Origin of the sequence: Citrobacter freundii complex sp. CFNIH2 (assembly GCF_002880615.1) — a bacterium.
Classification (GTDB): Bacteria; Pseudomonadota; Gammaproteobacteria; order Enterobacterales; family Enterobacteriaceae; genus Citrobacter_A; species Citrobacter_A amalonaticus_F.
Genome location: NZ_CP025757.1, coordinates 1,499,989 through 1,513,726, shown reverse-complemented (window position 1 = coordinate 1,513,726; position 13,738 = coordinate 1,499,989). Strand labels below are relative to the sequence as shown.

Sequence of the window (13,738 nt, the reverse complement as noted above, 5' to 3'; positions counted from 1 at the left end):
CTGTTTTACAAGAATATAATGTTTTTGCTATTTATGGCTATTGTGCTGGTACCTGAGTCTATCATTGTTCCGTAATTGAATTGATGTGCCATGGATAAAGTCTGGCTGAACATACCCGGCATGAGAGTGATAAATACAGTAAAGACTTTTTTTGCGTAATCGCTGTCGGGTACGCATTAGGTTTTAGGAATATTCATTTTCGTTAAACCCGCATGTTGTATATATATGGAGATATAAATGAAATTGCGTAAGTTATATATGGTGATGTCTGCCTGTGCCTTAGTCAGCTTATCCGGTATTAATGCGGCGAATGCGGCAGGTACAGGGACGGATAAAGGCAAGATTCAATTTAGCGGAGAAGTGATTGCATCCACCTGTGAAGTTTCATTGGATGCAAGTGCAGCCGACGGGACTGTTACGCTGGATAAGGTATCAACCACAACCATTGCTGGTGTAGGGACAACGGCACTGCCTGCGGCATTTGTTATTTCGGTCAGCGGTTGCTCTGGTGATGCGACTGATGTCGGCGTTTCTTTTGCTCCAGCCAGTGGTGCGCCGGATAGCAACGGCAACCTGGCGAATGAAGATACAGCGACAACGCCGACTAAAGTAAGTCTGCAACTGCTCGATGCGGGTACACCGATTAATTTAAATGGTGATCAGAGTAAGGGTTCGAAATTTACACTCGTAAGTGGCGCAGGATCGCTGACGTATCAAGTGCAGTATTACAGCAATGATGCGGCTCCAGCGGTCGGTAAAGTCACGGCGAATGCGACCTATGAACTGGCTTACAACTAACTAGATTATCAGAGTGTTGTTAACGAACAGTGGTTATTGGATTCAATGAATGAAATGTTTTAAATGTTGTTCTCAGCTGTCATTACTGATGACACTGTGTTGTTTCAGCACTCTCTCATTTGCTGGCCTGGTATTAGATGAAACCCGCGTTATTTATCCTGCTGGCGAGAGCGAGGTGACTGTTCAGATGAAGAATACCGGCACCCAACCGGTGCTGGCGCAAAGCTGGATCGATAATGGCGTCAAAAATGTAAGCCCGGATAAAATCGCCTCGGTCTTTCTGCTAACGCCGCCAATTAACCGGGTCAATGCCGGGAAAGGGCAGACGCTAAGAATCAGTCTGATTGCAGAAAATAGCCTGCCGCAGGATAAAGAGTCTGTCTATTATCTGAATGTTCTGGCGATTCCAGCGAAACCTAAAGATTCGCTGAATGCCAGTCAGATTAATATTGCGTTCAAAACGCGGATCAAACTTTTCTACCGTCCGGCCTCACTTAAAGGCAGCGCCAATGACGCCCCGGGCTTATTGCGCTGGGCTATTAACGGTAACGGCGTGACGGCGACCAACCCAACCCCATACAATATCTCGCTGAGTAAAGTGAGTTATACAGCAGGGGGGAAAAAATATGAGGCGCCGCCGCAGATGATTTCCCCTGGCGGAACCGGCGATTTTCATTTTGCTGGACTCAATCAGATTAGCAGTGTTGATTCCATCGAATATGCGGCAGTGAATGATTTTGGTGGCTTGAACAAATATACCGTGAAGAAATAACTCCTCACTCCGGTGAACTTATTATGCGCCTGTCTCAAGTATTGTGTTGCGTTAATATTGTGCTTCCGTTGCAATATGCTGTCGCCGGAGTGACAGAATCCTCTTCAATCGAACTGGCGGGTAATTACGAGTTTAACGATGCCTTTGTCAACCGTTCAGGCGCAAAGACGGTTGATTTGCAGCGCTTTTCTAAAGGTGCCAGCGTGCTGCCTGGTATCTATAAAATCATTGTCATGTTAAATACCGAACGACTGACTATCGCCGAGGTCGAATTTCGAAACGGAGAAAACAACGTCGTTGACGCCTGTATCCCGGAAAAGGTGTTTGAACTGATCAGTTTTAAAAAAGAGCAGATCAAATTCACCCAATGGGATGTGCTGGTCGATAATAAAAAATGTACCCGCATCCAGGATATCATCCCGGAAGCGACCCAGGAGTTTGACAGCGAAGGTCAGCAACTCAATCTTTCTATTCCTCAGGTTTATATTAATAAACAGCCTCGCGGTTCAGTGCCTCCATCCATGTGGGACAGTGGTATTCCAGCCCTGATGCTGGGATATAATATGAATGGTTACGAGTCTAAAAACAGCAATTACGAATCGAAATCTTTTTATTCCTCAATTAACAGCGGCCTGAATATCGGCGCCTGGTATCTTCGTCATAATGGTTCGTGGAACTGGTCGCAGGAACAGGGCGGGAAATACAGCGTACTGAATACCTATGTTCAACGCGACATTCCGGTTATCTGGGGCAGACTAACAGCCGGGCAGCTCAACACCAGTGGGCAACTGTTTGACACCTTGCCTATTACCGGGGCGCAGGTGGCCAGCGATGAGCGCATGTTGCCACAATCACAGCGAGGCTACGCGCCGGAAATTCGGGGGGTGGCGAAAACTAACGCGAAGGTGACGGTGAAGCAGAACGGTCAACGCATTTATGAAACGACCGTTTTACCAGGGGCCTTTGTGATAAGCGATCTCTATCCGACCGGCTACGGCGGCAACCTGGATGTGACAATAGAAGAAGCGGATGGCTCGCAGCAGAATTTTTCCATGCCGTATTCTTCCGTGTCGCAATTACTGCGGCCAGGTAGCGTGCATTACAGTGTCAGTGCGGGCAAGCTGCGAAGCGACAACGTCTCGAACGATCCCACCTTTACCGAAGTCACCTGGCAGCAGGGCTTCACAAACCTGTTGACAGGTTACGTTGGGCTCCAGGGCAACCAGGATTATCAGGCGATCAAAATCGGGGCGGCGTTAGGTCTTCCTGTTGGCGCCGTGGCGTTCGATATCACCCAGTCTAAAGCACGTCTTCCCGATCGGGATGCTATGTCAGGGCAGAGTTACCAGATTAGCTACAGCAAGCTGATCAATGAAACAAACAGTAACATTACGCTGGCCGCCTACCGATTTTCCAGTAGCGGCTATATGGATTATTTAACGGCGATGGAGACGCTGGATGACCTTCAGCACGGCAACAGCGGCTATCAGATTCAGCGGCAAAAAAGTCGCTTCACACTGAATGTCAGCCAGGGGTTACAGGAAGGATGGGGGCAGTTATATGTCAGCGCCAGCCTGGAAAACTACTGGAACCAGGGGTCAACTGAGCGCCAATATCAGATCGGCTATTCTAACAGTTACAAGTGGGTGAATTACAGTCTGAACGTCAGTCGTAGCCAGGACGAATGGGGCGGATCGCAAACCAGCTATTTCCTCAATTTCTCCATTCCGCTGTGGGAAAGCCATGATATGGGCTCCTACGCGCCGCAACTGAGCATGAGCTATAACCAGGATTCTGAAGGGCAGTCCTCCGAACAGGCTCTTATTTCGGGTACCCTTGGGGCACAAAATCAGTATTCCTGGACAGTAAGCGGCACGCATGACGCCAGTGCCGGAACCAGCAGTGATCTGGGGGGAGGCTATAAAGGCAGCCTCGCCTCGTTATCCGCCTCCTGGAGTCAGGGACGCGACTATCATCGGGCATCGCTGGGTATGACCGGTACGCTAGTCGCGCACTCAGGCGGGATCACGCTTTCGCCCTATACGGGGGATACGTTTACCCTGGTGGAGGCGAAAGGGGCCGAGGGGGCGGCGATCCCCTCCTATCCCGGAGTGGCGATTGATCGCTTTGGCTATGCATTATTTCCCGCAAGCAATCCCTATCAGTTGAATGATGTGGTGATTGATCCCAAAGGGATTTCTGAAAACGCGGAACTGGAAAATACCTCGCAAAAAATCGTCCCGCGCTATGGCGCGATTGTGAAGGCGAAATTTGATTCCCGCCAGGGAAGACCCGTTTTAATTCAGGCTGACTATGCCGGTAAAACGCTGCCGTTTGGCGCTGACGTTTTTGATGATAATGGCGTCGGTGTCGGCGTGGTCTCACAGGGCAGCCTGATCTATGCACGCGTGCCAACGGATAAAGGCACCCTGCATGTTAAATGGGGCGCTGAAACTGATGAACAATGCAGTGTGAATTATACCCTCGCGCCAGAAACGGAAAACACGAAGAAAACGGCGCTTAAGCAATATGTGGAAAGTTGCCGATGAGCACAACTATACAATGAGTGATGCGTATTTATGACCGCCGTTAATTATGTTGAAAATGTTATTTTTAGGTATCCTGCGCGATATATTGTCGCGGTAACGATTTTATTGATCGCATGCGCGATACCTAAAGACGCCTATGCCACCTATACGAGTTCATGTGTTAAGCCTGCGGATTTGCATATCACACCGGCAACCATGTATATAAATAGTGCTGATAATCCCAATATAGGGGTAACGTTTGGTGAAGCTGAAGATGTCTTCGATGTCATATTTACATTCACTGGGGAGAAATGTTCAGGAAGCGGAACATCGACATGGGCATTTGCAGATCAGAATTCCGGTTACTGGGGGTGGAGACTTCCTACTGATGTTGGGCGCTTACCGATATATCAACTATCCGATGGTGTAGGCCCATTTATAGGTTTTGGCTATGCGATGGCGATTGCCGATCCGAATGAACCTTTCATACCATTTGAAAAAAATCCGTCTGACTCAATATGGTCAATTAATGGGATAGTCGCTCAAGGGGCATTAGGCGCGAGATTTAAATTTTACGTAACTACAACGACGAACCAGACATTACCCCCAGGGAGGCGTATTGTTCCCGCGCAGTCTTTGGGGCAAATTTGCCTGTCATCTTCGCAGACAACCGATACAAAAGATCTGTGTGTGAATATATTATTATCTTCGTTTGCTATTAATGTAACTGCAGGCGGATGCGATGTTATGGAAGACACGCCCAAAAATATCGATTTACATCGTATTGATGCCAGTCAACTTCCAAATAAAGGGGATATCGGTAGTAACGTCGATTTCAATATCCATCTTATGTGTACTTCGAATCAAACCATCAATATGACACTGACCGATCCCAATGGAGGCGATGTGGAAAATGGCGTTTTGTATAATGATACTGGTGATGGAATGGCGCATAATGTTGGCGTGCAGTTATTGTCGGCAAGAGACGGTGGGACAACGCCGCAACTCCTTCATTTGAATGAATCTTTTACTATTGGTAAGGGGTATGAGATGGAAGAATACACTATCCCCATGGCCGCACGCTATTATCGAACCTCGGATGAGGCAATAGTCGGCGGAAAGGTTTCGGCCTCTGTTGTGTACGAACTGTCCTATCAATAACGGCCAAATGCCGACAGGCAGCAGGCGCATTATGCGCCCGCTGCCTGCTTAACAATCCTTACAAGCAGTACAATCTCAGCTTCTCCTGCTATCTTTCCTGCCACACTCGAAACGTTATTATTATCGGTTTTATCGTCCGAAATATATTTTTAAAAAATGATGCAATACTTTCTGAGTATTATTTTATATTTTCGTTTTGATTCGGTGTTTTAATTATACAAAGTATTGGCTGTGTTGTGGACTAAAATAATTAAATAAGTAGTGCGACATCGGACTGGTCCTGGGTTGTTGGCGCGTTCTTGCTCACTATAATGTCATTATGTTTCTACATTATTACTCGTCGAATTCTGTATGCTCAGTATTTAAAGTACCTCATGTTACTCATTCTATTTGTTGAGAAAATAAACATGCCAAAATTTTCTTGCTATATGACAGTTATGCTGCTTTTTTTTAGCGGACTGGTACGAGCCAGTTGCTACCCTCCGAATGGCTATATTACCTATTCCTACAATCTAGGCATAACTATAGATGTTCCTGCTGATGCCAGTCTGGGGCCAATAGGCGATGTGATTGATATCCCGCCCGGACCGGCGGTAAACGTAGGATGTGATACTCCTGGTGCCTCCTATGCATATCTTCAATTTTCCACTACGCAAAAAACGACGAGCACCAAAGATGTCTACGCAACGAATGTTCCAGGTATCGGTGTAAAGGTCTGGGATGATAGGTATAATCCGCCGACAATCGTCGGGAATTCGGGATCTGCATGGTTCGCTGGCCCCAATTCAATATACGCGTGGTCAAGTATCTGGAATATCTCTAATCTGAAAATGCAATTCTATGTTGTTGGTCCCGTTGAACCCGGCGATGTCACTTTATCAGCCCCCTTTGTTAATGCGTTGATATCATCGTCTCCATCATCTGGGGGTAAGGTTTACAGTCGGGTGTCTATAACGGGCAGTGCACACATTAAAGTGCCAGCATGCGATGTTGATGAGGCGTTGACGCCTGACGTCGTGGATTTACATGCCATCAATATCACTGCACTGCCTCATCAAGGGGATGTCGGTAATAATGTGGATTTTACCATCAGCCTTATATGTAATGCGTCGGCTACTATTAGTATGACACTGACTGATCCTAATGGTGGGGATCCGGAAAAAGGCGTGGTGCTTAATGATGTTGGGGACGGAATGGCGCAAAACGTCGGTGTGCAGTTATTAGCGGCCAGAGACGAAGGGGCAACACCACAGACTATTAACCTGAACAAATCTTTTTCAGTGGGTAAAGCAGTACAAGGGCAGTACACCATTCCTATGGCTGCACGCTATTATCGAACGTCGGATGAGGCGATTGTGGGCGGGAAGATCTCGGCTTCGGTGATTTACGAACTGTCCTATCAATAACGGTCATCTACGTAAAAAGCAGCGGGCGCATCATGCGCCCGCGAACAATCAGTTTCCGAGACCTTTCCCGGCGTCCTTCTCTTCGATCAGCTCGATTTTGTAACCGTCCGGATCTTCAACAAAAGCGATCACGGTAGTGCCGCCTTTAACCGGACCGGCTTCACGAGTGACGTTACCGCCATTCTGACGAATACGTTCACAGGCTTCAGCCGCGTTGTCGACGCTCAGGGCGATATGCCCATACGCCGTACCCAGCTCGTATTTGTCGACGCCCCAGTTATAGGTCAGTTCAATCACCGCTTCGTCACTTTCTTCACCGTAACCGACAAACGCCAGAGAGTATTTGTATTCGGTATTTTCGCTGGTACGCAGCAGTTTCATGCCCAGAACGTTAGTGTAAAAATCAATGGAGCGTTGCAGATCGCCAACGCGCAGCATCGTATGAAGTAAACGCATGTTTTGTCCCCTTAAAAAATGGTCAATACATTCAAAATGTTGTTTTAGTATAGCGGCGTTTTTACGCCGCTATCAATGAAGGAATGCCGATGGAGGGGATCAGAGCGTCGGGTAATCGGTATAGCCTTCTGCACCGCCGCCGTAGAAACTTTCACTGCGTTGCGGATTGAGTTCAGCTTTACGTTGCAGACGCGCCACCAGATCCGGGTTAGCGATATAATCACGACCAAACGCGACGGCATCGATCAGACCCTTCTCAATTAAGCTCTCTGCTTTTTCTGGCGTATAGGCGCCGGCACCGATAATCGGACCATGGAAACGGGCGCGTACTTTTTCACGGAACGCGTCGGTATACGGCTTGCCGCCTGCCCAGTCTGGTTCAGACATATGCAGATAGGCGATGCCGCGTTTACCCAGTTCCTCAATCAGATACAGCGCGTCGGCTTCTTCGTTCGGACCATTGTCGACATTCTGGAAGGTGCCAACAGGTGAAACGCGAATCCCGATACGGTCCGCACCCCATTCCTTAATTCCCGCATCGACCACTTCCAGCACCAGGCGCGCGCGATTCTCCACGCTACCGCCGTACTGATCGGTACGATGGTTAGAAGAAGGAGAAAGGAACTGGTGCAGCAGATAACCGTGGGCGGAGTGCAATTCAACCAGATCAAAACCGGCTTCACGCGCATTGGCGATCGCCTGACGGAAATCATTGACGATTCCCGGGATCTCTTCAGTTTCCAGCGCGCGAGGCATTGAGGTATCCACACGGATTGCCTGACCATTTTCATCACGCAGGGAAGTACGGGTACCGGCGCTGATAGCGGATGCGGACACCGGCTGCTGGCCGCCCGGTTGCAGGCTGGAGTGAGAAATACGGCCTGTGTGCCACAACTGAACGGCGATATGGCCGTTTTCAGCATGAACACCAGCGGTGATTTTCTTCCACGCGGCGATCTGCTCATCACTGTGCAGACCCGGCGCGCCAGCGTAACCCTTCGCCTGTGCGGAAATTTGCGTCGCTTCGCTGATGATCAGACCCGCGCTGGCGCGTTGGCGATAATATTCGGCCATTAACGGAGTCGGGATGTCGCCAGGCTCAATGCTGCGCAGGCGCGTCAGCGGGGCCATGAAAATACGGTTTGGTGCGGTGATCGCGCCCACTTTCAGTGGGGTAAACAGTTTATCAGATGACATAATGTTTTCCGTTATGAATAGACCGGTCGTCTAGTGAGAGATTAAATAAAACGCCTGTTAAACATCAGGCGTTGCAATGATATTTTTTACGTGCGCCAGCGCATTTTCCAGCGGGGTGGCACTACGCGAAATTTTGGCCTGCAGGTTCGCCCCCAGCCACAGGGCATAAAGAATTTGCGCCTGTTGCAGCGGTTCTCCTGCAAACATCAAACAATGACTGTCACGACCTTTTTCCAGCGCTTGCGCCAGGATGAGCATAATCTTCCCGGCTCCCTGGTCCATCGCGGTGCGCATATCTTCCGACAGGTCGCACACTTCGGCGGAAAGTTTAACCGTCAGGCAGCCGCTGATGATCCCTTGCTGGCAAAACTGATTCAGGGTTTCCTGATAATAAGCCAGAATGCGATCGCGATAATTGCCCGGACCCGTGTCAAAATGCACCGCCAGCCGCTGATGATAACCGGCGAAATGCCGTTCCAGCATGGCGACGCCAAAGGCTTCTTTTGAGCGAAAGTAGTGATAAAACGATCCTTTCGGCACCCCGGCGGTTTTGAGCAACTCGCTCAGCCCCATACCGGTAAAGCCTCGCTGCATGCAAAGATGCTCACCGGTAGCCAGTAAGTGTTCGCGGGTATCGTATTCAGTTTGCTTGTTCATGGCAGGGAGTGTAATAGACCAGTCGGTCTAATGCAAGTCAGGTTGCCAGAAATCATGTTTACGTCTTCAATAGAGTGAAGACCTAATGAAGAGGAAAGGGCGTGGCAGAGCAGTTAGAGTTTTTTCCCGTTCAGAGCCCGTGTCGGGGAATTTGCCAGTCAGATGAGCGCGGTTTTTGCCGGGGATGCCTGCGCAGCCGGGATGAGCGGTTCAACTGGCAAAATATGAGCGACGCGCAAAAACAAGATGTGCTGCGGTTATGCCGCCAGCGTCTGCTGCGTAAATTACGCGCAAATAAACCCGCCGCGCCAGAAGAACCTCAACAGCCTTCACTCTTTTAAGCCACTAATTGTATATACTCGCTGTAATTTACTTCACGAGGAAGCAGTTATGGTTCAGCGTATTACTCTTGCGCCACAAGGCCCGGAATTCTCCCGCTTTGTCATGGGATACTGGCGACTGATGGACTGGAATATGTCCCCCCAGGAGCTGGTGAACTTTATTGAAGAGCACCTGGATTTAGGTGTCACGACCGTGGACCATGCGGATATTTACGGTGGCTATCTGTGCGAGGCCGCCTTTGGCGAAGCGCTGAAACTGGCTCCTCATCTGCGTGAGCGGATGCAGATCGTCACCAAATGCGGGATCGCCACCACCGCCCGTGCAGAAAACGCGCTGGGCCACTACATCACCGACCGCAATCATATTGTGAAAAGCGCGGAACAGTCGTTGACCAATCTGGCGACGGACCATCTGGATCTGCTGTTGATCCACCGCCCGGACCCGCTGATGGATGCTGATGAGGTCGCCGAAGCCTTCAAACACCTGCATCAGAGCGGAAAAGTACGCCACTTCGGCGTTTCCAACTTTACGCCTGCGCAGTTTACGCTACTGCAATCGCGCCTTCCGTTCACGCTGGCGACCAACCAGGTGGAGATCTCTCCGGTTCACCAACCGCTGCTGTTAGACGGCACGCTCGATCAGCTTCAACAACTGCGTATTCGCCCGATGGCCTGGTCCTGTCTCGGCGGCGGGCGCCTGTTCAATGACGATGCGTTCCAGCCGCTGCGTAATGAGCTGGCGGTTATTGCACAAGAACTGAACGCCTCTTCCATTGAGCAGGTGGTTTACGCCTGGATCCTGCGTCTGCCGTCGCAGCCGCTGCCGATCATTGGCTCTGGTAAAATCGAACGTGTGCGCGCAGCGGTGGAAGCCGAGTCTCTGAAAATGAGTCGTCAGCAGTGGTTCCGTATCCGTAAAGCCGCGCTGGGTTACGACGTACCGTAAGCGTAAAATCGCGGATCTCCGTTCAAAATGGCGTCACTGGTTTACACTTAACCGACATACATACCGAACGGAGGTCCTATGAAGCGATTGAGTCTGGCTGTGTTAACCCTGTTAGCCTGTGCGGGCGCGCAAGCCGCCAGTGAGACAGTGGAGATGAATCTGGTTACCTCGCAAGGTGTCGGGCAGTCCATCGGGGAGGTGACTATTGCGGAAACCGGGAATGGGCTGGAGTTTACGCCGGATCTAAAAGCGCTGCCGCCGGGAGAGCATGGTTTTCATATCCATGCCAACGGCAGCTGTCAGCCAGCCATTAAAGACGGTAAAGCGTCTGCTGCTGAGTCTGCGGGCGGACATTTTGACCCGCACAAAACCGGTAAACATGCCGGGCCGGATGGCGAAGGGCATCTTGGCGATCTGCCCGTGCTGGTGGTGAATAACGAAGGTAAAGCCATTGTTCCTGTCACAGCAACGCGCCTGAAATCCCTTAACGACATCAAAGACAAAGCGCTGATGATCCACGTCGGTGGCGATAATATGTCCGATCAGCCCAAACCCCTGGGCGGCGGTGGGGCACGCTTCGCTTGTGGCGTGATCAAGTAATCACGATGTCAACGACCCCTCTGGCGGCGCTTGTTCCAGCTGAGAAAGCGAACAATACAGTCGCCAGACGATCGCCGCCAGCTCTTGCGCGGCGGGTTGATGATGGTGCGACAGCGTCTGACAAATCCGCAGGAGTTCAGCCAGCGTCGTGGCAAGCGGTCGTTGCTGGACGCCGCGTTCGCTCATCACGTCATGCAGTAAGGCAATACAGATGTCCCTGACCTGCGACAGCGGGTCAGAACGCGACTCCCAGCAGCGAAGCTGCCAGACGACGTGCGAACAGTTGAGCAATACCACGCCCCAGCGCAGCAGCCAACGCCGTGCCAGCGCATCCTGACTGTTGCTTAACTGACTGATATGGTGATAGGTCAGCGACTCGTACTCGTTTTCACTGTACGTCGGATAACGACTCAACTGATCGACAAAGCTCCGGCGCAGCGCCCGAATATGACGGCGGCTTTTGCGTGCATCCGATCCGGGACGCAATATTGCGAAGGCCAGCCATGACAGCGCCACGCCGACAATTTTCGCCGTATTGTCATTCAGAAAATCGGCAAAGTCATAGACCGGCGGATTGGTCACGGCGATAAACGACCCCATAAAGACAATCAGTTGTCCCCATAACCCCGCCAGTTTTGGCATCTGCAATTTCAATAATTGCATGGTGGTCAGCAAGGGGAACAAAAACAGCAAGAACTCCCAGAGGTCGCTAATCTGGACCATCAGGCCGAACTTGACCACAAAACTGAACAGCGAGAGCAACACCAGCGTGCGCATCAACAAGGTCAATGATTTAAACGGCGCGGCAACGGCGGAGTAGAGCACACAACTGATGGCCGCCAGCGTTAACGCTCCCGAACCCGACTCCCATTGTGACGTAATACTCCAGGCGCCAATGACCATCAGCGTGACGAAGGTGCGCAGGCCGCTCCAGAGGGCTTCTGCATTATCGGTGTGCCGCGCCAGCGCAGGGGTTCGCGGGATGTTAACTGTGGTTAGCGGCCCGCCATTTTCGATCACGCGTAACTGGTGACTGGTGCGCAGATAGAGGCGGCAGAAGTAGCGTAACCGCTGCCAGAAGGCGACGTGACGATAGTCGCTCGCGTCGGTGGGGGCAAGTGGCGCAATAATCCGCGCTACGGCATAGCTGTCGGTCTGTGAACGGGCCAGCGCCGCCAGAAGTTGGTCAATGATCTCCCGCACAGGGGCCGGTGGATTGGGCCAGTTCAGCAACATTCTGCGTAAACTCGAGATGACGCTGGTGAGGCGCAGTTGATTATGCAAAAGGGCGTTCAGCAGTGCATTCTGTCGACGGAAACGGTAATGACTCCAGAATGCCTGAATACGCAGTAAATTCATCGTCAAAATTTGTCCGATCACCCCTTCGTGCGCAGAGCGAATGGCGTCGGTCGTCTCGGGTTGCCACAGCAGGCTGGCGTGTTCCAGCAAGCGCGCATGCATGTTCTTCAGCGCGGTCAGTAGCGCAGTGCCATCGGAGGTGCTGGGCAAAATCATCATCATCGTGCCGCCGCAGAGGATCCCGACAATCACTTCACAGACGCGCGCCTGCGCGATATCCCAGAGTTGAGTGATGTCGACAATGTTCACCATCGGGAAGGCAATAATGGCAGCGGTGTAACCTGCGAGCTGGAAGGCATAGGCCACGTTATTAGTAAACTGCGCGCAGGCCCAGGTACAAAAACCAATCCAGGCGGACATGCTCAACAGAAACAGCCACGGTTCGTTGAGGGTATGCCCGGCGAGAATTAACGCTGCAGTCGCCCCCAGCAGACTTCCCGCAATGCGTCCAAGACTTTTACTGATCACACCGCCGACGGTGGGAAAACTGACCACGGCGGCAGAGGTCATGGCCCAGTACGGTTCATCCAGATTGAGATAGTAGGCAAACGTCAGCGCCAGGCACATCGCGAGGGTATTACGCAGGGCATAGCGCCACTGCCCGGCAGTCGCTTTCAGCCATGGCGTATTGCCCAGAGACACGTGCAGACGCTTCATTTATTTACCGATTGCCACGCTACAGGTCGTGCCGGAAACCAGCGTCACGTCACGTGGAACCTGGTCAAATTCGATACGTACCGGAACGCGCTGAGCCAGACGGACCCAGGGCACGTTGGGCTTGATATCCGGCACCAGTCCGGAATCGCTCTCCACGCTTTGGTCGTAAATGGCACGGCCAATGCTGGATACGTGACCCTGTAACTTAATGTTACCACTATAAAGCGTAATCTGGGCATGCGCGCCTTCGCGGATATGACGCAGTTTGGTTTCTTCAAAATAGCCCATCACATAGAAGGAGTGGCTATCCACCAGGGCAAATAACGGCTGACCGGTGGTGGCGAAGTCACCAGTACGCGTCGACAGATTGGTGATCCAACCGGAGACCGGGGCGCGGACATCCGTCTGCGCCAGTTGCCACTGCGCCTGTCTGAGCGTCGCCTGGGCGACGTCTACGCTTGCCTGCATCGCTTTCACATTCAGATTGGCGGTATCTAACTCTTCCGCGGAGATAACGTTCTGCGACAAATGGCGACGACGGTTGGCTTCGTTGTTGGCTTTCGCCAGTTCCGATTGCGCTTTAGCCAGTTGCGCCTGCGCATTGAGTTCGGCGATATGAAAAGGGGTCTTATCGATACGAAAAAGCAGATCGCCGGCGTTGACGAACTGGTTATCTTTTATCAGGAGATCGATGATGGCGCCTGACACCTGCGGCGTTACGCTGACCTGTTCGGCGCGCACTTTCCCGTCACGTGTCCAGGGGGATTGCATGTAATAATTCCACATAAACCATCCCGCCAGGACGGCAAGGGCAGCAACCACAATGGTGGAGAAATATTTCAGTGTTTTCAGCGTCATAA

12 protein-coding genes and 1 pseudogene are annotated in these 13,738 nt (G+C 51.3%); 8 read left to right on the top strand and 5 right to left on the bottom strand.

What is annotated here, in order from left to right:
• Positions 1–237 precede the first annotated feature (237 nt).
• The 5 genes from WM46_RS07580 (at position 238) to WM46_RS07560 (ending at position 6,665) form a co-directional block, all read left to right on the top strand.
• Positions 238–798: a fimbrial protein gene (locus tag WM46_RS07580; protein ID WP_102601896.1), complete on the top strand. Its 561-nt coding sequence runs from the start codon at positions 238–240 to the stop codon at positions 796–798.
• Positions 799–847: 49 nt separating this feature from the next.
• On the top strand, positions 848–1,570 hold the full coding sequence (locus tag WM46_RS07575) for a molecular chaperone (protein ID WP_102601895.1): 723 nt from the start codon (positions 848–850) through the stop codon (positions 1,568–1,570).
• A 23-nt stretch (positions 1,571–1,593) separates the two neighbouring features.
• Positions 1,594–4,119, top strand: coding sequence for a fimbria/pilus outer membrane usher protein (locus WM46_RS07570; protein WP_102601894.1), 2,526 nt, complete (start codon positions 1,594–1,596; stop codon positions 4,117–4,119).
• A gap of 30 nt (positions 4,120–4,149) precedes the next feature.
• Positions 4,150–5,259: a fimbrial protein gene (locus WM46_RS07565; protein WP_102601893.1), complete on the top strand. Its 1,110-nt coding sequence runs from the start codon at positions 4,150–4,152 to the stop codon at positions 5,257–5,259.
• A 407-nt stretch (positions 5,260–5,666) separates the two neighbouring features.
• A complete protein-coding gene (locus WM46_RS07560) occupies positions 5,667–6,665 on the top strand; it encodes a fimbrial protein (protein WP_187394463.1) in 999 nt (332 codons plus the stop codon).
• 48 nt (positions 6,666–6,713) lie between these two features.
• Here the strand turns inward: WM46_RS07560 and gloA are convergent, their stop codons facing one another.
• The 3 genes from gloA to WM46_RS07545 all read right to left on the bottom strand — a co-directional run bounded on the left by gloA (position 6,714) and on the right by WM46_RS07545 (position 8,975).
• Positions 6,714–7,121: a lactoylglutathione lyase gene (gloA, locus tag WM46_RS07555; RefSeq protein ID WP_042319221.1), complete on the bottom strand. Its 408-nt coding sequence runs from the start codon at positions 7,119–7,121 to the stop codon at positions 6,714–6,716.
• Positions 7,122–7,220: 99 nt separating this feature from the next.
• The gene (locus WM46_RS07550; protein ID WP_102601891.1) at positions 7,221–8,318 is read right to left on the bottom strand and encodes an alkene reductase; all 1,098 of its coding nucleotides are present in this window, start codon (positions 8,316–8,318) and stop codon (positions 7,221–7,223) included.
• A gap of 57 nt (positions 8,319–8,375) precedes the next feature.
• Positions 8,376–8,975, bottom strand: a complete 600-nt coding sequence (locus tag WM46_RS07545; protein ID WP_102601890.1) for a TetR/AcrR family transcriptional regulator — start codon at positions 8,973–8,975, stop codon at positions 8,376–8,378.
• A gap of 101 nt (positions 8,976–9,076) precedes the next feature.
• Here WM46_RS07545 and WM46_RS07540 point away from each other — a divergent pair, with 101 nt between their 5' ends.
• From WM46_RS07540 to sodC, 3 genes are all read left to right on the top strand, one after another.
• Positions 9,077–9,316: a DUF1289 domain-containing protein gene (locus WM46_RS07540; protein WP_061077403.1), complete on the top strand. Its 240-nt coding sequence runs from the start codon at positions 9,077–9,079 to the stop codon at positions 9,314–9,316.
• Between the two features lie 49 nt (positions 9,317–9,365).
• Positions 9,366–10,262: an aldo/keto reductase family oxidoreductase gene (locus tag WM46_RS07535; protein ID WP_102601889.1), complete on the top strand. Its 897-nt coding sequence runs from the start codon at positions 9,366–9,368 to the stop codon at positions 10,260–10,262.
• A 78-nt stretch (positions 10,263–10,340) separates the two neighbouring features.
• Positions 10,341–10,862, top strand: a complete 522-nt coding sequence (gene sodC, locus WM46_RS07530; protein WP_061077405.1) for a superoxide dismutase [Cu-Zn] SodC — start codon at positions 10,341–10,343, stop codon at positions 10,860–10,862.
• Here sodC and WM46_RS07525 read toward each other — a convergent pair.
• Together WM46_RS07525 and WM46_RS07520 are read right to left on the bottom strand one after the other, a co-directional pair.
• Positions 10,805–12,878: pseudogene (locus tag WM46_RS07525) on the bottom strand (FUSC family protein). The gene sodC and the pseudogene WM46_RS07525 overlap by 58 nt on opposite strands.
• A complete protein-coding gene (locus WM46_RS07520; protein WP_102601887.1) occupies positions 12,879–13,736 on the bottom strand; it encodes an HlyD family secretion protein in 858 nt (285 codons plus the stop codon).
• Positions 13,737–13,738 lie beyond the last annotated feature (2 nt).